The organism is Achromobacter colocynthidis (assembly GCF_057334535.1).
In genome coordinates this window covers 182,612-208,198 of record NZ_JBHFIZ010000029.1, presented here as the reverse complement: position 1 = coordinate 208,198, position 25,587 = coordinate 182,612, and the positions used below count along the sequence as shown (strand labels likewise).

Here is a 25,587-nt window from a genome sequence, read left to right as displayed (position 1 = left end):
GATTGTTCGGCCCGCGCCACGCGCTTTCAAAGTGCGGGGCGCTTTTCATTTCAAGTGCGTGGCGCTTTTCGTTTAGCGTGCGTGGAGCCTCTCAGTTCAACTGCGCGACGCTTTTCGCTTCGAGTGCATGGGCGGCCGCCCCCTGATCAGGTCTTCAGGCGATAACCCGTCTTGAAGATCCAGCGCACGCCGATCAGGCATGCCAGCAGGAACACCAGCGTCATACCCACACTGACGCCCAGGCTGACGTCCGATACGCCATAGAACGCCCAGCGAAAACCGCTGACCAGGTAGACCACCGGATTGAACAAGGTGGCAGTCTGCCAGAACGGCGGCAGCATCTTGATGGAATAGAAGGTGCCGCCCAGGAAGGTCAGCGGCGTGACGATCATCAGCGGAATGATCTGCAGCTTCTCGAAGCCGTCGGCCCACACGCCGATGATGAAGCCGAACAGGCTGAACGTCACCGCGGTCAGCACCAGGAAGCCCAGCATCCAGAAGGGGTGGGCAACCTCGAACGACACGAACAGCCGCGCCGTGGCCAGCATGATCAGCCCCAGGATGATGGACTTGCTGGCGGCCGCCCCCACATAGCCCATCACGATCTCTACATACGAGATGGGCGCGGAATGGATTTCGTAGATGGTCCCGGAAAACCTCGGCATATAGATGCCGAATGAGGCGTTGGCGATGCTTTGCGTCAACAGCGACAGCATGATCATGCCGGGCACGATGAACGCGCCGTAGCTGACGCCGTCGATCTCGACCATGTGCGAGCCTATGGCCGAGCCGAACACCACGAAATACAGCGACGTGGAAATGACGGGCGACAACACGCTTTGCATCAGCGTGCGCCAGGCGCGGGCCATTTCAAACAGGTAGATAGCGCGAATGGCGTAGAAGTTCATGATTGACCGTGTACCAGGCTGACGAAGATGTCCTCAAGCGAGCTTTCCGATGAACTCAGGTCGGTGAATTCGATCTGGAGCCGGCTCAGGTCCTGCAGCAACTGCGAAATTTGCCCGCCGCCCTGGTTGTCATAGGTGTAGACCAGCTTGTAGCCGTCGGCGGACAGGTCCAACTGATAGGCGTCCAGCGCGGTGGGAATGCCCGGCAGCGGCGCCTTCAGGGTCAGGCTCAGTTGGCGCTTGCCCAGCTTGGCCATCAGCGCGTCCTTTTCTTCCACCAGGATGATCTCGCCCTTGCGGATCACCCCGATGCGGTCGGCCATTTCCTGCGCTTCTTCGATGTAGTGCGTAGTCAGGATGATGGTGACGCCGCTTTCACGCAGCCGCCGCACCATTTCCCACATGCCGCGCCGCAATTCCACGTCCACGCCCGCGGTAGGCTCGTCCAGGAACAGAATGGCCGGCTCGTGCGACAGCGCCTTGGCGATCATCACGCGGCGCTTCATGCCGCCCGACAAGGCCATGATGCGGCTGTCCTTCTTGTCCCACAGCGATAAATCGCGCAGCACTTTTTCGATGTAGGCCGGGTTGGCCGGCTTGCCGAACAAGCCCCGGCTGAACGTGACCGTGTTCCACACGCTTTCGAACGCGTCGGTGGAAATTTCCTGGGGCACGAGTCCGATCTTGGAACGCGCGGCGCGAAAGTCCGACACGATGTCATGGCCATCGGCCAGCACCCGGCCTTCGGACGGGTTGACGATGCCACAGATGATGCTGATCAGCGTCGTCTTGCCCGCGCCGTTCGGCCCGAGCAAGGCGAAGATTTCACCGCGCTGAATGTCCAGGTTGACGCCCTTGAGCGCCTGGAATCCCGAGGCGTATCGCTTGGATAAACCTTGAATTGAAATAACCGGCTGCACACAAGCCCCCAACGTAATCGATAGCCGGGGATTTTACTCTTTACCCCAGGGCCGCTTGGTCGGCCTGGTGGAACGCTGTGTTTAAGATCTGGCGGCTACCGCCCCCAGCGCAGCACCAGGGGATCCAGCCGGCGGGCGGTTTCCAGCAGGCCCTGGCGCACCTCGTCGCGCATCGGCGGGAACGGATGCCGGGGCGCGTCGCAATCAATCACCCCGCCCGCCGTCATCAAGGCCTTGGCCGTCAGAATGCCGCCCTGGCGGTTTTCGTAGTTGATCAGCGGCAGCCAGCGTTCATACAGGCGGTAGGCCTCGTCGCGCTGGCCCGCGCGATGCGCCTCGATGATGGGGCGGATGCCGTCGGCAAAGCCGCCGCCCGTCATCGAGCCCGTGGCGCCGGCATCCAGGTCCGGCAGCAACGTGATGGCCTCTTCGCCATCCCACGGGCCTTCGATGGCCGCCCCGCCCAGCGCAATCAGGTCACGCAGCTTCGAGGCCGCGCCCGCGGTTTCGATCTTGAAATACGACACCTGTTCGATCTCGCGCGCCATCTTCGCCAGCAGCGCGGCCGACAGCGGCGTGCCCGCCACCGGCGCGTCCTGGATCATGATGGGAATATCCACCGCGTCCGACATCTGCTGGAAAAAGGCTTCGATTTGCGCTTCGGGCACCCGGATCGTCGCACCGTGATAAGGCGGCATGATCATCAGCATGGCGGCGCCCTGGTCTTGCGCGCGCCGGCTGCGCGCCGCGCAAACGCGCGTGCCGAAGTGCGTGGTCGTCACAATGACCGGCACGCGGCCGCCCACGTGTTCAAGAATGGTCCGCGTCAGCACCTCGCGCTCGTCGTCCGACAGCACGAACTGCTCGGAGAAATTGGCCAGGATGCACAGGCCATCCACGCCAGAATCGATCATGAAGTCCACCGCGCGCTTCTGGCTGGGCAGGTCCAGCTCGCCCGATTCGGTGAACGTGGTGGGCACCACCGGGAAGATGCCGCGATAGCGCGGAGCCTGGGATGTCGCGGTCCTGGTCATGGTCATGGCGGCTTACTCGATGATGTTGAAATCGTTGAGGTATTCGGTCTTCAGCGTCAGCCCCAGGCCCGGCGTGTTGTCGTCCAGGTCGATAAACCCTTCCTTGGCCACGGGCTCGCCGTCGAAGATGTAGTAGAACAGCTCGTTGCCGACTTCCACATCAAACATCGGAAAGTACTCGCTCATGGGGGAAGCCAGCGTGCTCATCGTCAGGTGGTAGTTGTGCATCTGGCCGGCATGCGGAATGACCGGCACGCTGTAGGCTTCGCACAGCGCGTTGATCTTGTGCGCCGCCGTGATGCCGCCCACGCGGTTGGTGTCGTACTGCACCACCGACACGGCCTTCCTGTCCAGCAGTTGCTTGAAGCCATACAGCGAAAATTCGTGCTCGCCGCCCGAGATCGGAATCGAGGTCAGTTGGTTCAGCTCGGCGTAGCCGTCGATGTCATCCGCAATCACAGGTTCTTCCAGCCAGCGCGGCTCAAACTTTTCAAGCTTGGGCAGGATGCGCTTGGCGTATTCCAGGTTCCAGCCCATATAGCATTCCAGCATCAGATCCGTGTCGTAGCCGATGACTTCGCGAATGGCCTCCACCGATTTCAGGTTTTCGACCACGCCCTTCTGCAAATGCGCGGGCCCGTAGCCAAACCGCATCTTGAACGCGGTAAAGCCCTGGTCCAGATAGGTCTGCGCTTCGTCCTGCATGGCTTTCAAGTCGGTGCGGTACAGCTTGGAGTAGTAGACGGGAATCTTCTCCTTGGTGCGTCCGCCGAGCAGCTTGAAAACGGGCTTGCCCACCGACTTGCCCAGGATGTCCCAGATAGCCAGGTCCACGCCGGAAATCGCCGCCATCGTCACGCCCTTGCGGCCCCACGCATGCGTGGCGCGGTACATGCGCTGCCACAGGTATTCGTAGTCCCAGGGGTCCTGGCCCACCACCAGGGGCGCCAGGTACTGGTCGATGATGGCCTTGGCCACGCGCGGGGCCAGCGCCACATTGCCCAGCCCGACGATGCCGTCGTCCGTTTCCACTTCCACCACCGTCCAGCCGTGAAAGCGAAACGTGCTCATGGTTTCCTCGCGTGAATAAAGCAGGTCCATGGCGTTGGAGCAAAAATTGCCTTGCGGCGGCACGGTCTTGCCGGTCCATTCAAAGACACGGGCGCGGACGGATTTGATCTTCATGGTGGGGTCCTGTTCAAACGATAGAGGTTCGGTGCGATGCGCCCATGCGGCAGGCGATCAGGAACGCCTGCCAGGTGGCGTCCACATTGGCGCGGCCAAGGCCGGCGATGTCGTAGGCGGTGCCGTGCGCGGGCGTGGTGATGGGTATGGGCAGGCCGCCCTGCACCGTGACGCCGCGGGAAAAGCCCAGCAGCTTGATCGCGATCTGCCCCTGGTCGTGATACATGGTGACAATCGCCTGGAACTGTCCGGCCTGCGCCTTCAGGAAAATGGTGTCGGCGGGAAACGGCCCCTGCACCGGCAGCCCTTCCTCGTTCATTTGCCGCACGGCCGGCGCAATGATCTCGACTTCTTCGCGCCCACACGTGCCGCCGTCGCCGCCGTGCGGGTTGAACGCCGCCACCGCCACGCGCGGCGCGGCAATGCCGTTGGCCTGCAAGGAGCGATAGATGAGTCGCGTGGCCGCCTTGATGCCTTCGATGCTGAGCGCGGCCGCGGCGTCCTTGAGCGGAATGTGGGACGACACGCGCGACGTCCACAGATCGCCCAGCGTATTGAATTCACAGAAGTAGCCGGTCACGCCCAGGTACTGCGCAAAGTGATGCAGCTCGTCGTCGTGCCGCAAGCCGCCCTGCTTCATGGCGAACTTGTTCAAGGGCGCAAAGCAGATTGCGTCGATATGCCCATCGCGCGCCGCGTCCATGCAAGCGTTAAGCACTTGCAGCACCGACGCACCGCCGGGCGCCTCGGCCTGCCCCACGGTTACCTGGTCGGGCCGCACGGTGTCCATGGCCAGCCTTGCGGGCTGGCGGGTATCGGCGCGGCCCCGCACGGCAACCATGCTGCCCACGGCTTGCGTCGGCACCTGCACGCCCGCCACGCGCTGGCCTTCGCGCCACAGCCAGGCATCCCCCACCAGCACGATGTTGGCGCGTTCGCACGCCTCGGGCCGGGCCAGCAGGCGGGCGATCAGCTCGGCGCCGATGCCGGCCGGGTCGCCCAGGGTCAGGGCAATAACGGGTTTTTGCTGCGTGTCCATTTCAGGTCATTCCACGGAAATGTTGTTCTTCTTGATGATGCTGGCGTAGCGCTGGTTTTCAGCTTTATGGAACTGCGCGAACTGCGCCTGGCTCATCGGCGTAATGTCCGCCCCGATCGCCAGCAGCCGGGCCTGCGTTTCAGGCAGGGCCAGAATCTGGTTCACGTCGTCATGGATGCGCTTCTGGATAGCGGCGGGCGTGTTGGCTGGCATGTAGATGCCGTACCACGCGCTCATCTCCACGCCGGGCACGCCGGCTTCGGCCATGGTGGGCACATCGGGAAGCTGGGGATTGCGGCGGGCGCTAAGCACCGCCAGCGCGCGCACCTTGCCGCTCTTGATGTGCGGAATGACGGACGACGCGGTTTCAAACGCCAGCTGCACCTGTCCGCCCATCAGGTCGACCATGGCGGGGCCGCTGCCGCGATACGGAATGTGCGTAATCTGCACGCCCGTGGCGTCCTTGAACAACTCGGCGGCAATGTGCTGCGTGCTGCCCGCGCCGCTGCTGGCGAAATTGAATTCACCCGGACGGCGCTTGATCAGCGCAATCAGCGCCTGCACGGACTCGGCCGGCACTTGGTTGTTGACCACCAGGATGTTCGGCACCGCCCCCACGAACACCACCGGCGTCAGATCGCGGTCATTGTCGTAACCCAGCTTCAGCAGATGCGGGGCGATGGCGTGGGCGGTTGACACCCCCATCACCATGGTGTGGTTGTCGGCCGACTTCGCCGCCTGGTCTGCCGCCAGCGTGTTGGAGGCGCCCGGCTTGTTTTCCACCACCACGGTCTGTTTCAGCATCGGGCCCAGGCGGTCGGCCACGGCGCGGGGTGGCGTCGGTACCGCCGCCAGGCGCGGACCCCACCAGCAGGCGCAGCGGCTTGTTCGGCCAGTCGGTGGTTTGCGCCTGGGCGGGGGCCAGGGTTGTCAGGCACAGCGCGGCGGCCGCCAGGGCGGCGCGAATCTTATGGATCTTCATGGTTTGTCTCCTTGATGTTTCTTCGCCGCATACGGCTTTTGTTGTGAAGCCATCTTAGAAACATCGCCTGTTTCCGTAAAATGAAACTTTTGCACCAACCGTTCACTACAGGCGATCAATCATGGACCGCACTTTGAATGTTCCCGCCCTGCTCTCGCGGCTGCGCATGCGCCAGATCGTGCTGTTGCTGGCCATCGACGAACGCGGCACGCTGCGGGCTGCGGCGTCGCAACTGAACATGACCCAATCGGCCGCCAGCAAAATGCTGCACGAACTGGAACTGGCGCTGGGGCAGCCGCTGTTTGAACGGGTGGGACGCGGGCTGGCGCAGACGCCGGCCGGCGCCTGCGTCATGGGGTATTTCCGGGGCATGCGCGGCACCATGTCGTCGCTCGCGCGCGAGCTAGACGAACTGCGGCTGGGCAGCGCCGGCAAGCTGTTCATCGGCAGCATCATGGCGGCCTCGCCCGGACATCTGACCGATGCGCTGCTGCGCTTGAAGCAGACTTATCCGCTGCTTGCCGTGGAGATCGTCACCGGCACCAGCGACCTGCTGATCGCCCGCTTGAACGAGGGCAAGCTGGATGTGGTGATCGGCCGCATGCTGACCTTGTCGGATCGCAACTACGTGTTCCGGCCGATCGGCGACGAGGCGCTGTCCGTGATCGCGGCGGTGGACCATCCGCTGGCCATGCAGAAGCGCCTGGACTTTGAGGCGATGCTGGCGTATCCGTGGATTCTGCAACCGCACGGCAGCCCGATGCGCGACGTGATCGAACAGGAATTCCGGTCGCACAACGTGGCGACCCCGCCCGGGCTGATCGAATCGGCGTCCATCCTGACGACCACCAACCTGGCGATGAAGTCGCACATGCTGGGCGTGATTCCGGAATCGGTCGCCAGCCGGTACGCGGCGCATGGCCTGTTGGCGATCCTGCCCTACCAGATCCGGCAGACGCTGACCGCCTTCGGCAGCATCGTGCCGCGCGACCGGCCCTTGAGCGCGGCCGGGCAGCACTTTATCGACCTGCTGCACGACAATTAACGAGGATGCCCGCGCGTTAGCGGAAAATTAGCGAAATTTACCAACGCCGCGACGTACAATCGCCGATTGCGCCACGCGCGCGTTTTCTCCGAGGTCTTCCCGTGAGTGCTTTGCCCGCCTGCCCCACATGCCAATCCGAATACACCTACGAAGACGGCGGCCTCTACATCTGCCCGGAATGCGCGCATGAGTGGTCGGCCCAGGACACCGCCGCTGCCGTCGCAGCCGCCGATGAAGCCCGCGTCTACCGCGATTCAGCCGGCAACGTGCTTCAAGACGGCGACACCATCACCGTCATCAAGGACCTGAAGCTCAAGGGCTCAAGCGGCGTGGTGAAGATGGGCACGAAGGTCAAGGGCATCCGCCTGGTCGACAGCGACCACGACATCGATTGCAAGATCGACGGCTTTGGCCAGATGAGCCTGAAGTCGGAATTCGTGAAGAAGATCTGACGCCAGGCGCCCACCCGGGCGGCACCGCGCCGCGGGGGTGGGCGGCCGGATCAAGGCGGCCGGATCAAGGCGGCGGGGTCAAAGCCGCCCTCTCAGAGCCGCCCTCTCAGAGCCGCCCTCTCAGAGCCGCCCTGTCACAGCCGCCTTTTCACAGCTGCCATAGCAATGCTGGAAGTTCAAAGGTCTTCGTCTTCCGCCGCCTTCGGCATCAGATACGCCGTGAGCGTGCTGGACATGCCCGCCATCACCCACAGCACGAAGAACGACACGGTGTAGAAGCCTACGCGCCCCGTGGGCACGTGCCCGAAGATCGCCACATCCAGGGGGTCGATCAGCGCGAATATCAGCGCGCTGCCTATCCCGGCCGCCAGGAACGACGGCCACAGAATCCACATCAATGAACGCAGGCCCATCTGTGCTCTCCCTGCTTAAGGCTTGGCTTGCGCGGCGCCCGCGCCCTCGCTCGCCTGGGGTGCAACCTGTTCGATGACCAGGCCGCGCTTGACCACGCCGTCCTGGATGGGCTCGTGGATGAAGTTGCTGTAGGCGAAGTAGATCGTGACAAAGCATCCGATCATGGCCGCGAACGGGCCGGCCATCAGAATCCAGGGCCAGGGTTCCTGGTACCAGGGCTTCGGGATCGGGGCGTGTTGGGCAAGTGTCATGAGCAGTCCTTGGCGGGCTTAATCGGGTACGTAGAAACTGGCGGGCTCGTCGGTATGGATGGACCGGTTTTCGCCGTCGTGGCCGCGCGCGCGCAGCGTGATGGGATGGGCGCCGGGTTCAACGCCCGCGGGCGCCCGGATCACCATGGGCACCAGCTTGTTGGCCGCCGCTTCGACGTCGACCGTGTCCGAGCCCTGGCGCCCGGCCATCACTTGCAGGCCCGGCATGCCATCGGCCGACAGGCGCAGCCGCATTGCCGTGTCCGACGTATTGATGATCTGCAAGCGGTAGACGTTTTCAATCTGGCCACCCGCCACTTCGCGCCCCAGCGCGCCCCGGTCGCGAATGACGTCCACCCGCAAGGGGTTGCGCATCGCCAACGACGCCACAAACGCCACGGCCAGGATCAGGATCAGCGTGCCGTAGATCAGCACGCGCGGGCGCAGCAGGTGCGAGCGCGCGCTTTGGGCGCTCAGGCCGTCTTGCATGGCGCGATCCGACGTGTACCGAATAAGGCCGGGTTCGTACTGCATCTTGTCCATGACCTGCTCGCAGGCGTCGATACAGGCGCCGCAGCCGATGCACATGTATTGCAGGCCGTCGCGGATGTCGATGCCGGTGGGGCAGACCTGCACGCACAGGCTGCAATCCACGCAATCACCCATGCCGGCCGCCTTGTGGTCGACCTTGCGCGAGCGTCCGCCGCGCGGGTCGCCCCGGCGCTTGTCGTAGGTGACGACGAAGGTGTCGGGGTCCACCATGACGCTCTGGAAGCGCGCATAGGGGCACATGTACTTGCACACGGATTCACGCATGAAGCCGGCGTTGCCCCAGGTGGCGAAGCCGTAGAACAGCATCCAGAACCATTGCCACGGACCCAGTTGCAGCGTGAACAGTTCATGGCCCAGTTCGCGGATGGGCGCGAAATAGCCGATGAAGGTGGACCCCGTCCACCAGGCCAGCGCGATCCACAGGAAGTGCTTGGTGATTTTCAGGCGCGCCTTGCGCAGGCTCCACGGCGACTCGTCCAGGCGAATGCGCGCAATGCGGTCGCCTTCGACCTTGCGCTCGATCCACATGAAGATTTCGGTGTAGACCGTTTGCGGACAGGCGTAGCCGCAGAACAGCCGGCCCGCCACGGCGGTGAACAGGAACAGCGCCAGCGCCGAGATCACCAGCAGTACGGCCAGGTACACGACGTCTTGCGGCCACAGCACCAGTCCGAACAGATAGAACTTGCGCGCGCCCAGGTCGAACAGCACCGCTTGCCGGCCGTTCCATTGCAGCCAGGGCAAACCGTAGAAGATGAGCTGGGTGATGAATACGAAAGCGATGCGCCAGCGGGCGAAGATGCCGCTGACGGAGCGCGGATAGATCTTGCTGCGCACGCCCGCCAGCGTCTGCTCCAGGGTTTCAGCCCCGGGGCGTGGCGGCCGCGTGTGCGGGCGCCAGGGCGGCGGGTCGCCGCCAGGCGGCGTGCCCACGCTTGCGGTTGACCCATCATCCATATGCTGCTCCGTACGGTGAATCCGATGATGTGGGGCCGGCCGTGCGTGGCCCGCCCCACCTAAGCGCCACTGGCCGGCTTACTTGGCCAAGGGCGCGGTGCCGACCGCGACGGTGCCGACCGCCGCGGTACCGACCGCCGCGGTATCGACCGCCGCGGTATCAACCGCCTTGGTATCAACCGCCTGCACGTCTCCCGCACCTTCCGGCTTGTTCGACAGGCCCCACACCCAGGCCGTCAACACCTTGATCTGTTCAGGGTTCAGGATGTGTTCGTGCGCGGGCATGCGGTTGTCGCGGCCGTCCAGGATGGTCTTCACGATCGACGCTTCCGACGACCCATACAGCCACACGTCGTCGGTCAGGTTGGGCGCGCCCACCAATGGGTTGCCCTTGCCGTCCACGCCGTGGCAGGCCACACAGAAGTTGCCGAACTCGCGCTTGCCGCGAAACACGCGGATCGGGTCCGCCGTCAGGCCCGACAAGGAACGCACGTACTGCGCGATGTCGCCCGCCGCCTTGGCATCAATGGCGGCCTTCCAGGGCGGCATGACGCCGTGGCGGCCTTCCTTGATGGTCTTCATGATGACTTCGGGCGAACCGCCGTGCAGCCAGTCGCCATCGGTCAGGTTGGGAAAGCTGGGGCCGCCCTTGGCGTCCGAGCCATGGCATTGCGCGCAGTTGTTCAGGAACAGGCGCTGGCCGATTTCACGGGCGCCCGCGTCCTGTGAAATCTGCGGCACGGTCATGGTTTCAAAACGCGCGTAGATGGGGCGCACGGCGTTTGCCATCTGGGCCTGGTGCCGCGCCACTTCTTCCGTGCTGCTATAGCCCAACTGGCCCTTGTACGACCCCAGGCCCGGCATGAAGAACAGATAGCCCAGCGCGAACAGGCAGGCCAGCAGGTACATCCACGTCCACCACGTGGGAACGGGGTTGTTCAGTTCGGTCAGGTCACCATCCCAGACGTGGCCGGTGTCTTCCACCTGCCCGGCGGCGGGCTTGGCGCCCAGCCAGCGGCGCTGCGTGTACAGCAGCCACACGCACCAGAGCACGCCGCCCACGGCGACCACCGAAATGAAAATCCCCCAGAAGCCATTGACGAAATCGCTCATGATCGATTCGCTCCATCTTGTTGTGCCTGGCCGAATTCATCGGGCAGGGCGAACGGCAACATGGCCGATTCGCGGTTGGCGCCCTGGCGGCCGCGCGAGCAGGCCCACCAGACGATGCCGAAAAAGGTCGCCATGGAAATGGCGGTAACGATTGCGCTCAGGTAAGCCACCATGATCAGCCTCCCGTGGCCGGTTGCGTAACCGCCTGCGCGGCGGGCTGCACGGCGGACTGCGCGGCGGACTGCGCGGTCGGCGCGGCCGAGTCAGCGGCCTTCCTGGCGTCTTCCGCCTTCTTGGCCTCTTCCGCCTTCTTGGCTTCGGCGGCCAGCTTGGCGCGGCGCACGCCCACGCCCAGGCTTTGCAGGTAGTCGACCAGCGCATCCTCTTCCGTCTTGCCTTCGATTTCCTTGGGCGCGGCGGCGATCTGTTCGTCGGTGTACGGCACGCCCAGCGTGCGCAAGGCACGCATGCGGTCGGACACGTTCTGACCGGTGATCACCGTCTTTTGCAGCCAGGGATACGCGGGCATGTTCGATTCCGGCACCACCTTGCGCGGGTCGCGCAGGTGGATGCGATGCCAGTCGTCGGAATAGCGTTCCCCCACGCGCGCCAGGTCGGGCCCGGTGCGCTTGGAGCCCCACAGGAACGGGTGGTCGAAGACCGATTCCGCCGCCGTCGAATACGAGCCGTAGCGTTGCACTTCGGCGGCCAGCACGCGCACCTGCTGCGAGTGGCAGCCTACGCAGCCTTCACGGATGTACACGTCGCGCCCCATCAGCCGCAGCGGGCTGTAGGGGTCGACGCCCGCCACGGGCTGGGTGGTGCTGTGCTGGAAGAACAGCGGAATGATCTGAACCAGGCCCGCGAAGGACACCACAAGGATGCTGGCGATGATCATCCAGCCGATGTTCTTCTCAAGCGTCTGGTGAGAAAAGAAGCCGGTTTTATTGTTGGCCATGATGTCCTCTCGTCAAGCAGTGGCCGGCACGGCGGGCGCGGCGGGCACGTCGGGCGCAGAGACCGACGGGCGAGCGGCATGGGGATCGTCTTCGGGAATGGCGGGGTTGACCGGCAGCGCACCGCGCACCGTCATCCACACGTTCCAGGCCATCACGAACACCCCCGACAGGAACAAGGTGCCACCCAGCAAACGGATCAGGTAGTACGGCACGCGCGTCTTCAGTTCTTCGACGAAGCTGTAGACCAGGGTGCCGTCGCTGGCGGTGTCGCGCCACATCAGGCCCTGCTGCACGCCGGCAATCCACATGGCGGCGATGTACAGCACCACGCCGATGGTGGCGATCCAGAAGTGCAGTTCGATGGCCTTTACGCTGTACATCTTTTCGCGGCCATACAGGCGCGGAATCAGGTAGTAAAGCGAGCCGAAGGAAATCATCGCGACCCAGCCCAAGGCACCGGAGTGCACGTGGCCGATGGTCCAGTCCGTGTAGTGCGACAGCGCGTTGACCGTACGGATCGACATCATCGACCCTTCGAACGTGGACATGCCGTAGAACGACAGCGCGGTGACCATGAACTTCAGGATCGGGTCAGTGCGCAGCTTGTACCAGGCGCCTTGCAGCGTCATGATGCCGTTGATCATCCCGCCCCAGGACGGCGCCAGCAGAATCAGCGAAAACGTCATGCCCAACGATTGCGTCCAGTCAGGCAGCGACGTGTACAGCAAGTGGTGCGGACCCGCCCACATGTACGTGAAGGCCAGCGCCCAGAAGTGGACGATGGACAGGCGGTACGAATAGATCGGGCGGCCGGCCTGCTTGGGCACGAAGTAATACATCATGCCCAGGAAGCTGGTGGTCAGGAAAAAGCCCACGGCGTTATGGCCGTACCACCACTGCACCATGGCGTCCTGCACGCCGGCGTAAGCCGAGTACGACTTCCACATCGACACCGGCATTTCAATGTTGTTGAAGATGTGCAGGATGGCGATGGTGAGGATGTACGAGCCGAAGAACCAGTTGGCCACGTAGATGTGCTTGGACCGGCGCTTGATGATGGTGCCGAAGAAGACGATGGCGTAGGCCACCCAGACCAGCGTGATCAGGATGTCGATGGGCCATTCCAGTTCAGCGTATTCCTTGCTGCTGGTGAAGCCCATCGGCAAGGTGATCGCGGCGGCCACGATAACGACCTGCCAGCCCCAGAACGTGAAGGCGGCAAGCTTGTCGCAGAACAGCCGCGTCTGACAGGTGCGCTGGACCACGTAGTACGACGTTGCGAACAACGCGCTGCCGCCAAAGGCGAAGATCACCGCGTTGGTGTGCAGCGGTCGCAGGCGGCCGTAGCTGAGCCATGCGGTGTCGAAATTCAACTGAGGCCAAATCAGCTGCGCGGCGATAAAAACGCCCACAGCCATGCCGACAATCGCCCAAACCACCGTCATGAGCGCGAACTGCCTCACGATCTTGTAGTTGAAGGTGTCGGCCTTGCTTGCGATTGCGGCGCAATCGTTCATCACCCTTCCCCCAAAGTAACAAATAGCTCCAGGCTTGAATGATGGGACCGGGCCTATAAGTCGGCGTTGATATGGATCAAGCGCGCGTGGGGCAGCAAGGGAACGCGGCAACGCCGCAACGCATCAGCAAGGGTTTGTTATGAATTGAAGCCGCCGCCGCTGGCGCGGCCGCTGTCGTCGTCGCGCAGGATCGCCGTGCCGGCGCTGTCGGTATCGTCGTACTGGCCGTTGAACACGGCCCACCAGAGCGATACGCCGATGGCCAGCACGAACAGCAGGGACAAGGGCAGCAGCAAGTACAGGATGGTCATTGCGCTGCTTCCATCTTGGCGGCTTCCAACGTCGCCACGTCCAGCGCGCCCACGGGCGCCGCGCTGCCGGACCAGTCGCGGCGGCACAAGCGCCACGAGTTATAGGCAACTGCCAACGACGACACCAGCATCGTGATGGCGGCCAGCCAAGGCTGCACCCAGCCCAGCAGCGCCAACGGCGTCATCAGCAGATGCCAGACGAGCGACCCGTACAGGTTCTGCCGCGCCTTGTGGCGCGCCTGTTGCAACAGCGCATCCAGCGCGGCGTCGGGCATGTTGGGATGCGCCGCCAGCGCCGAGTGCGCGGACGCCATCGCCGTGGGCACCGCCATCGACATCGCGCAAGGGCAACTCATGACCAGCAGCGCCACCATCACGGGCAGGCTGTGCGCCGGGTCGATATAGGCCCAGCCAATGGCGGCGGCCAGCGCCAAGGCCACCTGCGCCAGCACGAAACGCGACGCCAGGCGATCGGCGCGCGCGCCCAGATCCAGCCGTTGTGCCTCAACGCGCTGATGGCGCACCCCGCCCGCCGCGCCGCCAAATGATTGGCGACCGCACAGTTCCAGGTAGCGCGCGGTCAGCAGGAACGCCACGAACATCGTGACGGAATCAAAATAGACTTCGCCGCGCCCCGTCCAGGTGGCGTGCACGCTGGGTATGAACGCGGCGACGATGCCCAGCGCCACCGGCACATCCATGCCAGCGCGGCCGTGGCGCAGGTTGTGGCCGGCATGTCGCCAGATGGGGCAGGCCGAATACAGCACCACGGGAATGGTCAGCGCGAAGCTGGCCCAGTTCATCAGCACGATGGCCCAGTCCAGCGTTTCCAGGGCGTCGGCGGGCATGCTCTCGTGGCGCAGGTAGCCGGGCCAGGCAAACATCATCACCTGCATCATCGCCAGCCAGGCCAGCGACAGGCGCACCAAGGCATGGCGGCGCTGCTGGCGGTCGGTATCCGACAGGCAGGACGGGACGGCGAAGATCGATTTTGCTCGCATGCGCCGATGGTAACGAGCGCCCTCGCCCAGCACCTTGATCTGGATCAAGCCGCTTTTTGTTGCGGCTTGCCTGCCGTGTCCAGCGTGTCCACAGATCGGATCAAGGGCGCTGCTGGCGCAGCACGGCCACCACCGCGCGAGTCAAGGCGGCCAGGTCGTCGCCATCGATCGTCAGCGCCGGCGTCAGGTAGACGACGTTGCCGAAGGGGCGCACCCACACGCCCGCCTCGACCAGCCGGCGCTTCAAGGCTTCGCGGTCGGTGATGCCGTCCAGCTCCACCACGCCGATGGCGCCCAGCACGCGCACGTCGCGCACCCAGGGCAAGGCGCGGCAGGGTTCCAGGCCGGTTGCCAAGGCCAGCGACAGCGCTTGCGCCTGCGCCAGCCGGGGTTCGGACTCGAACAGATCCAGCGAGGCATTGGCCGCCGCGCAGGCCAGCGCATTGCCCATGAACGTGGGGCCGTGCATCAGCGCGTGCGCCGGGTTGTCGGACCAGAAGGCGTCGAACACCCGGTTGCTGGCCACCGTGGCGGCCAGCGGCAGCGTGCCGCCCGTCAGCGCCTTGGACAAGGTGATGATGTCGGGCTTGATGCCGGCCTGCTCGAAGGCGAACATGGTGCCGGTGCGCCCGAAGCCGGTGAAGATCTCGTCGAAGATCAGCAAGAGGCCGTGGCGGTCCGCCAGGCGGCGCAAGCGGCGCAGCACTTCCGGGTCATGCAGCAGCATGCCGCCCGCGCCCTGCACCAGCGGCTCGACAAGAATGCCCGCCAATTGCGGCGCGCGCGCTTGCAGGAACTGATCCAGCGCGGCGTAGGCGGCGTCGTCGCGCGGCAGGTCCACGATGTCGTGCTCGGCCAGCATGCCCCGGTACAGGCTGTGCATGCCGTCGTCGGGGTCGCACACGGCCATGGTGCCGAACGTATCGCCGTGATAGCCGCCCCGAAACGCTACAAAGCGGCTGCGGCCGCGCTCGCCCTGATTCAGCCAGAACTGCACCGCCATCTTCATGGCGACTTCTACCGCCACCGACCCGGAGTCGGTGTAGAAGACGCGGTCCAGCCCCGGCCCCAGCAAGCCAGCCAGGCGGCGCGCGAGGGTCAGCGCGGGCTCGTGGGTCAGACCGCCGAACATCACATGCGGCATGGCGTCCAGTTGCGCGCGCACGGCCTGGGCGATGTGCGGGTGGTTGTAACCGTGACAGGCCGTCCACCAGGACGCCACGCCATCGATCAGGCTGCGCCCGTCCGCCAGTTCCAGCCGGCTGCCGTGGCTGCGCACCACGGGCAGCGGCGGCGTCACCGTTTTCATTTGGGCATAGGGAAGCCAGATATGAGGTTGGCCCTGGGCCACCCAGTCGGGCGTGTGCATGGTTAAGCTCCGAAAAAACAGGCGCGGTCGCAGGGGCATTCCTGGCGTCCCGAACGCCGGAAAACGCCCTGCGCGCCTCCACTACAATGGCCCGCATTCTACGGCTTGGCGCGGGCGCTTCCCTTGCCCGGCCGCTGCCGGAACGATTGATGTCAAAGCTGGATTCCCTGTTTTCTTCCGAGTTGGCCGCCGCCGACACCCGCCGCGTACGCCGCCGCTTGCGCACCGCCACGGCCGCGCCGCCCGGGCGCATCGTGCTCAATGGCGCGCCCGTGCTGAACTTTTCCAGCAATGATTACCTGGGCCTGTCCAAGCACCCGCTGCTTGTTGAACGCGCCCGGGAATGGGCGGCCCGCCACGGCGCGGGTGCCCAGGCCTCGCGGCTGGTATGCGGCAACCTGGACTTGCACGAACAGGTGGAGGCCAAGCTGGCTCGCCTGAAAGGCACCGAGGCCGCGCTGCTGCTGGCCTCGGGCTGGCAGGCCAACGCCGCCGTTCTGCCCGCCCTGCTGCGCGCCGCCGCAAGCCTGGGCGAGATCGAGCTGTACGCCGACAAGCTCAATCACGCTAGCCTGCACCAGGGTTGCCAGGCGGCCGGGGTCAGGCAGATCCGGTTCCGGCATAACGACCTGGATCATCTGGAAAGCCTGCTCGCCGCTCGCGTGCAGGCCGGCGCGGGCAAGCCCGTGGCCCGCTTCATCGTCACGGAAAGCGTATTCAGCATGGACGGCGACCGAACCGACGTCGTCCGGCTGGCGGACCTGGCCGACCGCTATCAGGCCTTTGTCTACCTGGACGAGGCGCATGCCACCGGCGTACTGGGGCCGGGCGGCATGGGATTGGCGGGCTTGGCGCCGGGGCGTATCGACCTGGCGATGGGCACGTTCAGCAAGGCGCTGGGCGGCTTCGGCGCGTATGTGGCCGGGTCGCGCGCGCTGTGCGACTACCTGGTCAACACCTGCTCTGGCTTCATCTACACAACGGCGCTGCCGCCCGCCGTGCTGGGCGCCATGGACGCCGCGCTGGACCTGGTGCCCACGCTGGACGCCGAGCGCGCCCGGCTGACTGCCGCCGGTGACGGGCTGCGCGCCGCGCTGCAAGGCATGGGCTTGGACACCGGCGATTCCTCCACGCAGATCGTGCCCGCCATCGTGGGCGACGAAGCGCGCGCGCTGGACATGGCGGCCGCCCTGGAACGCCGGGGCCTGCTGGCCGTGGCCATCCGCCCGCCCACCGTGCCGGCCGGCACCAGCCGACTGCGCCTGACGCTCAGCGCCGCGCACCGCGACGCCGACGTCGCGCAACTGATCGATGGCATCAAGGCGGTGCTGGCATGATCCGCACACGCCCCACCCTGCTCTTCGTACACGGCTGGGCGTTCGACGCGTCTGTCTGGACGCCGCTGCGCGCCGAGCTTGGCGACTGGCCACACGAGGTTGCCGACGCCGGCTATTTCGGCGCCGCGCAAGCGCCGGCAACAGCCATCGGCCGAGTGATAGACCCAGTCGTCGGCCATGTTGCAGATCCAGCCATCGGACGGGTCATGGACCCCGCCACCGGCCCCCTCATCGCGATCGGCCATTCAATGGGCGTGCTGCGCTTGTTGCGGGATCTGCCGCCCAACTGTGTGGGCCTGGTGTCGATCAACGGATTCCCGCGCTTCGGCGCCGCGCCGGACTTTGACGCCGGGGTGCCGCGCCGCATGCTGGACCGCATGTTGAAACGGTTGTCGACCGACCCCACCGCTGTGCTGCAAGACTTTCGCGAACGTTGCGGAGACGCTTCCGCCTTCGGTGAACCACACCTGCAACCCCTGGCCCGCGACCTGGAAGCCTTGCGCGACGAAGACCAGCGCCACGCCTTGGCGGCGCTACCCGTGCCCTTGCTGATTTTGGCCGGACTGGACGACCCCATCGTCCCCGCCGCCATGACGCAAGCCGCGTTTGGCGGCCGCTTGGGCGACGAACGGCACGACCTGGAACACGGCGGCCATTTGTTGCCGGTGTCGGCCGCGCCCTGGTGCGCGCGCCACATCGCCGGTTTCATTGACCGCCTGTCACGTGCCGCCTGATGCAAGCCACGCCACGTAACACCCGGGTCGCCGCCCGCTTCGGCGCCGCTGCCCACCGCTATGAAGACCACGCGCCCATCCAGCGCATTACGGCCGAACGGCTGGCCAGCGACATCGCGTGCCTGGACTTGCCTACGCGTCCTCGCATCCTGGAAATCGGCTGCGGCACCGGCTTGCTGACTCAGGCCCTGGCGCGCCGGCTGGGCGAGGCGGACTGGACCATCACCGACATCTCTCCCGCCATGCTCGCCGCCGCCCAGCGCGGCCCGGCGCTACCCGGCACGTCGCGCTTCCAATTGATGGACGGCGAGCACCCCCAGGCGCTGGATGGCGAGTACGACCTGATCTGCTCCAGCCTGGCCGTGCAGTGGTTCACCGACCTGAACGGCGGCCTCGGCCGGCTGGCCGCGCTGCTGGCGCCCGGCGGCCATCTTGCCGTCGCGACGCTGGCCGACGGCACCTTCACCGAATGGCAGCGCGCGCATCAGGCGGCGGGCTACGTCCCCCCCACGCCGCCCTACCCGCCGTGCCGGCTCATCCGCCCGGCCATGAGCAATCTGGCCGGTGGCGTGCGCGGCGAACGGCTGATACAAAATCATCCTGATGGCCTGACTTTTCTGAAAGGCTTGAAAGGCATCGGGGCCACCACGCCCGCGCCCGGACGCCCGCCGCTATCCGCGGCGGCGCTGCGCCGCGTGCTGGCGGCGTTTGACGAACAAGGAGCCACGGTGACGTATCACCTGGCCTACGGTATGTGGAAACAATCAACGCAACGCCCCGCCGGGGTTTTCGTGACCGGCACTGACACCGGCATCGGCAAGACGCTGGTGTCCGCCATCCTCGCGCGCGCCTGGAACGCCGACTACTGGAAACCGGTGCAGACCGGCGTATCCGAAGAACGGGGCGACACCGACACCGTGGCCGAACTGGCGCAACTGCCGCCCGAACGCCTGCACCTGCCCGCCTACGTGCTGCAAGCGCCGCTGTCGCCCTGGGCGGCCGCCACGCTGGAAGACACGGTCGTCGACGCCACCAGCATCGTGCCCCCCGCCACCACCGCGCCTTTGATCGTGGAAGGCGCGGGCGGCCTGTACGTGCCCATCGACGACACGCACATGATGATCGACCTGATCGCCCGCCTGGACATGCCCGTAGTGCTGGCGGCGCGCAGCGGCCTGGGCACCATCAACCACACGCTCCTCAGCCTGGAAGCCCTGAAGCGCCGCGGCATCCCGATTCTGGGCGTGGTGATGAGCGGCCCGCTGTCCCCCGGCAACAAGGAAGCCATCGAACGCTTCGGCGACGTCCGGGTACTGGCAGAAATCCCGCCGCTGTCGCACGTCGACGCGGCAACGGTCGCGAGGCTGGCGCAGGGTATTCCGGCGCTAGAGGAATGTTTGGCGGCGCTGGGCGAGGCGCCGACGGTAGCGGATTAGGGGTCGGGAAGTACAGCACCGCCCGCTCCGCCTCCCCCTGCCCCGCGCTAGCCCGTCTGTTTCGCCATGTCGATAAACGCCCGTAAGGCTGACGACACGCGACGTTGGCGCGGGTAGTACAGCATGAAGCCCGGTATCGTCGGGCACCAGTCGTCAAGCATCCGCGTCAACTGGCCCGATTGCAGCAGATCGCGCACGTAGTGTTCCGGCACGCAGCCGATGCCGATGCCGTCCACCGCCGCGCGCACTTCCGCGTGCACGTCGCTAAGCGCGATGCGGCCGGTCACGTCGACTTCCATCGCAACGCCATCCTTTTCGAATTCCCACTTGTAGAAGCGCCCGCTGGGGAAGCGGTAGCGTACGCACGCATGGTTCAGCAAGTCGTGGGGATGGCGGGGCAAGGGCCGGCCTGCCAGGTAGGCGGGCGAGGCTACCACCGCCGCGCGCAACGCCGGGCCGATCTGCACGGCCACCATGTCTTCAGGCACGGCCTCCAACAAACGCACGCCCGCGTCAAAGCCCGATGCCACGATGTCGACAAAGCTGTCGTCCTCGGCGATTTCCAACTGAATATCCGGATACGCGGCCAGGAAGCGCGCGGCGAACGGCATCAACAGCATGTAGGACGCGGCCCGCGATGTGTTGATGCGCAACGTGCCGGACGCGGCGCCGCGAAAGTGGTTCATTTCTTCAAGCGCGTCGCCCAGGTCGGCAAGCGCGGGAAGCAAGCGTTCGGCCAGGCGCTGCCCGGCGGCGGTCAACGCGACGCTGCGCGTCGTGCGATTGAACAGGTTCACGCCCAGTCGCTCTTCCAGGTTGCGGATGGCGTAGCTGACGGCGGACGTGGACAGGGCCAGTTCCTCGCCCGCGCGGCGAAAGCTGCAATGCCGGGCCACGGCGGCGAAGGCGGCCAGATGGGACAGGTTATCCGCCTGCATGATTGTGCAAATTCCTTCAATAAAACATGCGGAAATTCTAGCTTGATCCGGTGGATGGCGAAGCATATTGTGAACGCCTGCTTAACAAATTCCTGCGAATCGATCATGACCCAAGCCCGTGGCTACGCCGCCCACAGCACTGACACCCCGCTCGTTCCCTTCAGCTTCACGCGCCGCGAACCGGGCGGCGACGACGTGCTGATCGACATCCTGTACAGCGGCATTTGCCATTCCGACCTGCATCAGGCGCGCGGCGATTGGGGCAATTCGATGTACCCGATGGTGCCGGGCCACGAAATCGTCGGCCGCGTCGCGCAGGTGGGCAAGAACGTCACCAAGTTCAAGGCGGGCGATTACGCCGGCGTGGGCTGCATGGTGGATTCCTGCCAACACTGCAAGGCCTGCCGCCTGAACCTCGAGCAATACTGCGAGCAAGGCGCCACGCTGACCTATAACGACAAGGAACGCGGCAGCGACCAATTGACGTTCGGCGGCTATTCCGACCACATCGTCGTCAAGGAACACTTCGTCGTTCGGGTGTCCGACAAGCTGGATCTGAAGGCCGTGGCGCCGTTGCTGTGCGCCGGCATCACCACCTATTCGCCACTGCGTCACTGGAAGGTCGGCCCCGGCCAGAAAGTGGGCGTCATCGGCTTGGGCGGCCTGGGCCACATGGGCGTGAAATTCGCGCACGCGATGGGCGCGCACGTGGTGATGATCACGACGTCGGCCGACAAGGGCCGCGACGCCAAGCGCCTGGGCGCTGACGAAGTCCTGGTGTCGCGCGACGCAGAGGCAATGGCCGCGCATGCCGGCTCGTTCGATTTCCTGTTGAACACGGTGCCCGTCAGCCATGACGTGAATCCGTACCTGGCATTGCTGACGCTGAACGGCACGATGGCGCTGGTGGGCGCGCTGACGCCGCTGGATCCGATCCCGGGCGCCAACCTCATCCTGGGGCGCAAGTCGATTGCCGGCTCGGCGATTGGCGGCATGCAGGAAACACAAGAGATGATGGACTTCTGCGCCGAACACGGCATCGTCAGCGATGTCGAGATCGTGCCGATCCAGGCCGTGAACGACGCCTATGAGCGCCTGGCCAAGAACGATGTGAAGTACCGCTTCGTGATCGACATGGCCTCGCTTGAGAAAGAGGCGGCCGCCGCCTGACGCGCAAGCGTGCTGACCTGGGGAAAAAAAGGGTGCCCGAAGGCACCCCGAATCCACCCTACAACAGCACCTACAACTGCAACTGCAAAGCAATCAATGCGTCACCCGGTCAACCACTTACCGGGCGACGGATCATGCGGTAGTGCGATAACGCGATAACGCGATCAAGCCACCTTCTGTTCCTTGCCGTGTTCAAACTGGGCCTCTTCCGTGGACCCGGTCAAGGCGGTGGTGGAAGACTGGCCGTTTTCGATCGTCTGCGTCACGGCGTCGAAGTAGCCGGTGCCCACTTCGCGCTGGTGCTTCACGGCGGTGAAGCCCAAGTCGGCGGCGGCGAATTCCTTCTGCTGCAATTCCACGAAGGCGCTCATCTGGCGGCGGGCATAGCCGTGGGCCAGTTCGAACATGCCGTAGTTCAGCGCATGGAAGCCGGCCAGCGTGATGAACTGGAACTTGTAGCCCATGGCGCCCAGCTCGCGCTGGAACTTGGCGATGGTGCCGTCGTCCAGGTTCTTCTTCCAGTTGAACGAGGGCGAGCAGTTGTACGCCAGCAGCTTGCCCGGGAATTGGCGATGGATGGCGTCCGCGAACTTGCGGGCGTATTCCAGGTTGGGCGTGGACGTTTCGCACCAGATCAAGTCAGCGTAGGGCGCATAGGCCAGGCCGCGCGAAATCGCTTGGTCGATGCCGGCCTTGGTGCGGAAGAAGCCTTCCACGGTGCGCTCGCCGGTGATGAACGGGCGGTCGTTTTCGTCGACGTCGCTGGTCACCAGGTCTGCCGCGTCGGCGTCGGTACGAGCCAGCAACACGGTGGGCGTGCCCATCGTATCGGCGGCCAGGCGGGCCGACACCAGCTTGGCGACGGCCTCGCGGGTAGGCACCAGCACCTTGCCGCCCATGTGGCCGCACTTCTTCACTGAAGCCAACTGGTCTTCGAAGTGGACGCCGGCCGCGCCCGCGTCGATCATGGCCTTCATCAGTTCAAAGGCGTTCAGCACGCCGCCGAAACCGGCTTCGGCATCCGCCACGATGGGCGCGAAATAATCGATGTAGCCCTCGTCGCCCGGGTTCTTGCCTTCCATCCACTGGATCTGGTCGCAACGCGACAAGGAATTATTGATGCGGCGAACCACTTGCGGCACCGAGTTGGCGGGGTACAGCGACTGGTCGGGGTACATCTCGCCGGCCAGGTTGGCGTCACCGGCCACTTGCCAGCCCGACAGGTAGATGGCCTTCAGGCCGGCCTTGACCTGCTGCATGGCCTGGTTGCCGGTCAGGGCGCCCAGCGAATTCACGAAGGGCTCGCTATGCAGGGATTCCCACAGCCGGGTCGCGCCACGTTCGGCCAGCGTGTGCTGCACGCTGATCGAGCCGCGCAGGCGGATGACATCCTCGGCGCTGTAGTCGCGCTTGATGCCTTGCCAGCGGCTGTTCTCGGCCCAGTCTTTCTGCAAATTGCGGATTTCGGTTTCGCGAGTGCTCATGGTGATGCTCCTGGTCAGTGATAGGAAAACTTCAAAAGATTCGCGTCTTGCATTGCGTGAATCGTTGGACAAAGTCTATGCCTGTGCTGCAGGGCAATGTGGGCTTATGTCTTATAGAAGATGAAAAATGTTTTTCTTTAAAATCAATGAATTAAAACTTCCATTTCGTATTGCGGAACGACTTTGCCATCTGTGAAATGCGCTTTGGTTGCGCAGCAGCAGGAACTTTCACATGACGAGACTTACATTTCATAATGCGGAAATTCGGCGTTTTTCCGACCGCCTACAATGCCGCTATTCCTCCGATTTCCTTGATTTGCCATGACCCTGTCTCACGGACCCTTGGGCCAAAGCGTGGCCTACGCCTCGCAATACGATCCCTCGCTGCTGTTTCCCATCGCGCGCTCGCACAATCGAGCAGCGCTGAACCTGGAAGCCGGCAAGCTGCCGTTCACCGGCGTGGATATCTGGAACGCCTACGAGCTGTCCTGGCTGGACGCCAAGGGCAAACCACGCGTGGCCATGGCCACGTTCTCGGTGCCGGCAGACAGCCCCAACATCATTGAATCCAAGTCGTTCAAGCTCTATTTGAATTCGTTCAACCAGACGCGCCTGGTGAATTCGGCCGCCCTGCGTGGGCGCCTGGAACGCGACCTGAGCGCCGCCGCGGGCGCGCCGGTTGGCCTGGATTTCTTCCTGCCGCAACGTTTTTCAGAATTGCGGATGGCGGAGATGGACGGCATCTATATCGACAAGCTGGACATAGAGATCGACACTTACGAGCCCGCACCCGAGCTGCTGCGCACCCGGCCCGGCGATGTGGTCGAAGAAACGCTGGCCTCGCGCCTGTTGAAGTCCAACTGCCCGGTAACCGGCCAGCCCGATTGGGCCAGCGTGCAGATCCGCTACCGGGGCGCCCCCATCGACCGCGAATCGCTGCTGCGCTATCTGGTGTCGTTCCGCCAGCACGCCGAATTCCACGAGCACTGCGTGGAACGCATCTTCAGCGACATCCAGGCCGCCTGCGCCCCGGAACACCTCACGGTCTACGCGCGCTACACGCGCCGTGGCGGGCTGGACATCAACCCGTGGCGCAGCAACGTGGAAACGTCGCCCCCGGCCGACGTACGCACAGTCCGCCAATAGGCCCAGCTCACGACCAGTTACAGATTCACCTTCCGCCGACGATATCGTCTAAGGTTCCCACGGCATCAGGCGGGCCGCCCGGCCCGCCGCCACATCCGAACCTCAGCCATTTCACTTCCCCCAGGAGGCGGCAATGCAAGTCCGTGATTGGTTTGTCGAGCGTCAACCCGAATTCGCGCAATGGCGGCAAGACCTGCACGCGCATCCGGAATTAGGTTTTCAAGAACACCGCACCGCCGAACTGGTCGCGGCCAAGCTCAAACAGTGGGGCCTGGAGGTGCATAGCGGCATCGGCCGCACGGGCGTGGTGGCGGTGTTGCGGGGCGAACGCCCCGGCGACCGTCGCATCGGGCTGCGGGCCGACATGGACGCGCTGCCCATGCAGGAAAAAACCACCCTGCCTTACCGCTCCACCCACGAAGGCAGCTTCCATGGCTGTGGGCACGATGGGCACACCGCCACGCTGTTGGCGGTGGCGCAACACCTGTCGCAGAACCGTGACTTTGCAGGCACGCTTAATTTCATCTTCCAACCGGCCGAGGAAACGCTCGCCGGCGGCGCGGCGATGATCGAAGACGGGCTGTTCACGCGCTTTCCCTGCGACGAAATCTATGGCCTGCACAACAATCCGATGCTGGGCAAGGGCCGCGTCGCCGTGCGCGAAGGCGCGTTGCTGGCCGCCTACGACGGCTTCACCATCCGCGTGCATGGCGTGGGCTGCCACGGCGGCATGCCGCAGCAAGGCAACGACCCGGTAGTAATCGCCAGCCAGTTGGTGGGCATGCTGCAAACCGTGGTCAGCCGGTCCTTGGATCCGCTGGTGGCGGGCGTGGTCAGCGTGGGCATGATGAACGGCGGCACCGCGCCCAACGTCATCCCCGACCTGATGGAACTGCGGGGCACGGTGCGCACCATGAGCATCCCCGCCCGCGAAACCGCCTTGCGCCGCGTGCGCGAAATCTGCGACGGCCTGGCCCTGTCCAACGCCACCCGCATCGACTGCGAGTTCGGCCTGGGCTGCCCGCCCACCATCAATGCACCCGGCCCGGCCGCCCCGGTCGCTGCCGCGGCGGCGCGCGTGGTCGGCATCGACGCGGTGGACGACCGCGTCACGCCCTTGATGGCCTCGGAAGATTTCTCCTACCTGCTTCAGGAATGTCCCGGCGCCTACTTCTTCGTCGGCCAGGACGGCCACTTCTGCCATCACCCTGAATACGATTTCGACGACGACATCCTGCCCATCGGCGCAGCGGTCTTCGTAGAGATCGTGCGCGACCGCCTGGGCTGATCCCCCCTTTTCTTGCTGTCGAGTCCAGGGGGGGTTGCCACGCAA

General features: G+C 64.8%; 25 protein-coding genes and 1 pseudogene. 8 read left to right on the top strand and 18 right to left on the bottom strand.

Annotation, left to right across the window (positions count from 1 at the left end; all coding sequences use genetic code 11):
* Positions 1 to 146 precede the first annotated feature (146 nt).
* From ACE04A_RS13420 to ACE04A_RS13395, 6 genes and pseudogenes are all read right to left on the bottom strand, one after another.
* A complete protein-coding gene (locus tag ACE04A_RS13420; RefSeq protein WP_050445042.1) occupies positions 147 to 908 on the bottom strand; it encodes an ABC transporter permease in 762 nt (253 codons plus the stop codon).
* Positions 905 to 1,828, bottom strand: a complete 924-nt coding sequence (locus ACE04A_RS13415; protein WP_259246112.1) for an ABC transporter ATP-binding protein — start codon at positions 1,826 to 1,828, stop codon at positions 905 to 907. The genes ACE04A_RS13420 and ACE04A_RS13415 overlap by 4 nt, the downstream gene beginning before the upstream one ends.
* 95 nt (positions 1,829 to 1,923) lie before the next feature.
* On the bottom strand, positions 1,924 to 2,868 hold the full coding sequence (locus ACE04A_RS13410) for a dihydrodipicolinate synthase family protein (protein WP_448717311.1): 945 nt from the start codon (positions 2,866 to 2,868) through the stop codon (positions 1,924 to 1,926).
* 6 nt (positions 2,869 to 2,874) lie between these two features.
* Entirely contained in the window at positions 2,875 to 4,047 is a 1,173-nt protein-coding gene (locus ACE04A_RS13405) for an L-rhamnonate dehydratase (protein ID WP_427967516.1), read from the bottom strand.
* A 13-nt stretch (positions 4,048 to 4,060) separates the two neighbouring features.
* Positions 4,061 to 5,086: a 4-hydroxythreonine-4-phosphate dehydrogenase PdxA gene (locus ACE04A_RS13400; RefSeq protein ID WP_485820202.1), complete on the bottom strand. Its 1,026-nt coding sequence runs from the start codon at positions 5,084 to 5,086 to the stop codon at positions 4,061 to 4,063.
* 6 nt (positions 5,087 to 5,092) lie between these two features.
* Positions 5,093 to 6,068: pseudogene (locus ACE04A_RS13395) on the bottom strand (Bug family tripartite tricarboxylate transporter substrate binding protein).
* Positions 6,069 to 6,189: 121 nt separating this feature from the next.
* On the opposite strand from ACE04A_RS13395, the gene ACE04A_RS13390 reads away from it, so the two are divergent.
* Entirely contained in the window at positions 6,190 to 7,113 is a 924-nt protein-coding gene (locus ACE04A_RS13390; protein WP_279996039.1) for a LysR family transcriptional regulator, read from the top strand.
* A gap of 101 nt (positions 7,114 to 7,214) precedes the next feature.
* Positions 7,215 to 7,565: a zinc ribbon domain-containing protein YjdM gene (locus ACE04A_RS13385; protein WP_259246104.1), complete on the top strand. Its 351-nt coding sequence runs from the start codon at positions 7,215 to 7,217 to the stop codon at positions 7,563 to 7,565.
* A 176-nt stretch (positions 7,566 to 7,741) separates the two neighbouring features.
* On the opposite strand, the gene ACE04A_RS13380 is transcribed toward ACE04A_RS13385, so the two are convergent.
* The 10 genes from ACE04A_RS13380 to ACE04A_RS13335 all read right to left on the bottom strand — a co-directional run bounded on the left by ACE04A_RS13380 (position 7,742) and on the right by ACE04A_RS13335 (position 16,009).
* A complete protein-coding gene (locus ACE04A_RS13380) occupies positions 7,742 to 7,978 on the bottom strand; it encodes a hypothetical protein (protein ID WP_100856481.1) in 237 nt (78 codons plus the stop codon).
* A gap of 15 nt (positions 7,979 to 7,993) precedes the next feature.
* A complete protein-coding gene (locus ACE04A_RS13375) occupies positions 7,994 to 8,230 on the bottom strand; it encodes a FixH family protein (protein WP_279996041.1) in 237 nt (78 codons plus the stop codon).
* An 18-nt stretch (positions 8,231 to 8,248) separates the two neighbouring features.
* Complete coding sequence (gene ccoG / locus ACE04A_RS13370; RefSeq protein ID WP_485820201.1) at positions 8,249 to 9,739, bottom strand: cytochrome c oxidase accessory protein CcoG; 1,491 nt, start codon at positions 9,737 to 9,739, stop codon at positions 8,249 to 8,251.
* Between the two features lie 78 nt (positions 9,740 to 9,817).
* On the bottom strand, positions 9,818 to 10,852 hold the full coding sequence (ccoP, locus tag ACE04A_RS13365; protein WP_448717321.1) for a cytochrome-c oxidase, cbb3-type subunit III: 1,035 nt from the start codon (positions 10,850 to 10,852) through the stop codon (positions 9,818 to 9,820).
* Positions 10,849 to 11,025, bottom strand: coding sequence for a cbb3-type cytochrome oxidase subunit 3 (locus ACE04A_RS13360; RefSeq protein ID WP_100856484.1), 177 nt, complete (start codon positions 11,023 to 11,025; stop codon positions 10,849 to 10,851). The genes ccoP and ACE04A_RS13360 overlap by 4 nt, the downstream gene beginning before the upstream one ends.
* Before the next feature lie 2 nt (positions 11,026 to 11,027).
* Positions 11,028 to 11,810 (bottom strand): cytochrome-c oxidase, cbb3-type subunit II, encoded by a 783-nt coding sequence (gene ccoO / locus ACE04A_RS13355; protein ID WP_448717323.1) that lies wholly within the window; start codon positions 11,808 to 11,810, stop codon positions 11,028 to 11,030.
* 12 nt (positions 11,811 to 11,822) lie between these two features.
* On the bottom strand, positions 11,823 to 13,328 hold the full coding sequence (gene ccoN, locus ACE04A_RS13350) for a cytochrome-c oxidase, cbb3-type subunit I (RefSeq protein ID WP_100856486.1): 1,506 nt from the start codon (positions 13,326 to 13,328) through the stop codon (positions 11,823 to 11,825).
* 137 nt (positions 13,329 to 13,465) lie between these two features.
* Positions 13,466 to 13,639, bottom strand: coding sequence for a cbb3-type cytochrome oxidase assembly protein CcoS (gene ccoS / locus ACE04A_RS13345; RefSeq protein ID WP_391431342.1), 174 nt, complete (start codon positions 13,637 to 13,639; stop codon positions 13,466 to 13,468).
* Entirely contained in the window at positions 13,636 to 14,640 is a 1,005-nt protein-coding gene (locus tag ACE04A_RS13340) for a hypothetical protein (RefSeq protein WP_485820214.1), read from the bottom strand. Before ACE04A_RS13340 ends, ccoS begins: the two co-directional genes overlap by 4 nt.
* 100 nt (positions 14,641 to 14,740) lie before the next feature.
* Positions 14,741 to 16,009 (bottom strand): adenosylmethionine--8-amino-7-oxononanoate transaminase, encoded by a 1,269-nt coding sequence (locus tag ACE04A_RS13335; RefSeq protein WP_448717327.1) that lies wholly within the window; start codon positions 16,007 to 16,009, stop codon positions 14,741 to 14,743.
* Positions 16,010 to 16,158: 149 nt separating this feature from the next.
* Here ACE04A_RS13335 and ACE04A_RS13330 point away from each other — a divergent pair, with 149 nt between their 5' ends.
* Genes ACE04A_RS13330 through bioD form a run of 3 tightly spaced genes read left to right on the top strand, consistent with a single transcriptional unit; the run spans position 16,159 to position 19,516 of the window.
* Positions 16,159 to 17,346 (top strand): aminotransferase class I/II-fold pyridoxal phosphate-dependent enzyme, encoded by a 1,188-nt coding sequence (locus tag ACE04A_RS13330; RefSeq protein WP_448717328.1) that lies wholly within the window; start codon positions 16,159 to 16,161, stop codon positions 17,344 to 17,346.
* The gene (locus tag ACE04A_RS13325; protein ID WP_448717329.1) at positions 17,343 to 18,080 is read left to right on the top strand and encodes an alpha/beta fold hydrolase; all 738 of its coding nucleotides are present in this window, start codon (positions 17,343 to 17,345) and stop codon (positions 18,078 to 18,080) included. Before ACE04A_RS13330 ends, ACE04A_RS13325 begins: the two co-directional genes overlap by 4 nt.
* Positions 18,080 to 19,516 carry a dethiobiotin synthase gene (bioD, locus tag ACE04A_RS13320; protein WP_485820200.1) on the top strand — a complete coding sequence of 479 codons (1,437 nt, stop codon included), beginning with the start codon at positions 18,080 to 18,082 and terminating at the stop codon, positions 19,514 to 19,516. Before ACE04A_RS13325 ends, bioD begins: the two co-directional genes overlap by 1 nt.
* 47 nt (positions 19,517 to 19,563) lie before the next feature.
* Here the strand turns inward: bioD and ACE04A_RS13315 are convergent, their stop codons facing one another.
* Positions 19,564 to 20,454 carry a LysR family transcriptional regulator gene (locus tag ACE04A_RS13315; RefSeq protein ID WP_448717332.1) on the bottom strand — a complete coding sequence of 297 codons (891 nt, stop codon included), beginning with the start codon at positions 20,452 to 20,454 and terminating at the stop codon, positions 19,564 to 19,566.
* A 105-nt stretch (positions 20,455 to 20,559) separates the two neighbouring features.
* Here ACE04A_RS13315 and ACE04A_RS13310 point away from each other — a divergent pair, with 105 nt between their 5' ends.
* Positions 20,560 to 21,624, top strand: coding sequence for an NAD(P)-dependent alcohol dehydrogenase (locus tag ACE04A_RS13310; RefSeq protein ID WP_485820199.1), 1,065 nt, complete (start codon positions 20,560 to 20,562; stop codon positions 21,622 to 21,624).
* Positions 21,625 to 21,788: 164 nt separating this feature from the next.
* Here the strand turns inward: ACE04A_RS13310 and aceA are convergent, their stop codons facing one another.
* Positions 21,789 to 23,108: an isocitrate lyase gene (gene aceA, locus ACE04A_RS13305; RefSeq protein WP_100856496.1), complete on the bottom strand. Its 1,320-nt coding sequence runs from the start codon at positions 23,106 to 23,108 to the stop codon at positions 21,789 to 21,791.
* 321 nt (positions 23,109 to 23,429) lie between these two features.
* Here aceA and queF point away from each other — a divergent pair, with 321 nt between their 5' ends.
* The gene (queF, locus tag ACE04A_RS13300; RefSeq protein ID WP_259246086.1) at positions 23,430 to 24,254 is read left to right on the top strand and encodes an NADPH-dependent 7-cyano-7-deazaguanine reductase QueF; all 825 of its coding nucleotides are present in this window, start codon (positions 23,430 to 23,432) and stop codon (positions 24,252 to 24,254) included.
* 133 nt (positions 24,255 to 24,387) lie between these two features.
* Positions 24,388 to 25,542: a M20 aminoacylase family protein gene (locus ACE04A_RS13295; RefSeq protein ID WP_485820198.1), complete on the top strand. Its 1,155-nt coding sequence runs from the start codon at positions 24,388 to 24,390 to the stop codon at positions 25,540 to 25,542.
* The last annotated feature ends 45 nt before the right edge of the window (positions 25,543 to 25,587 follow it).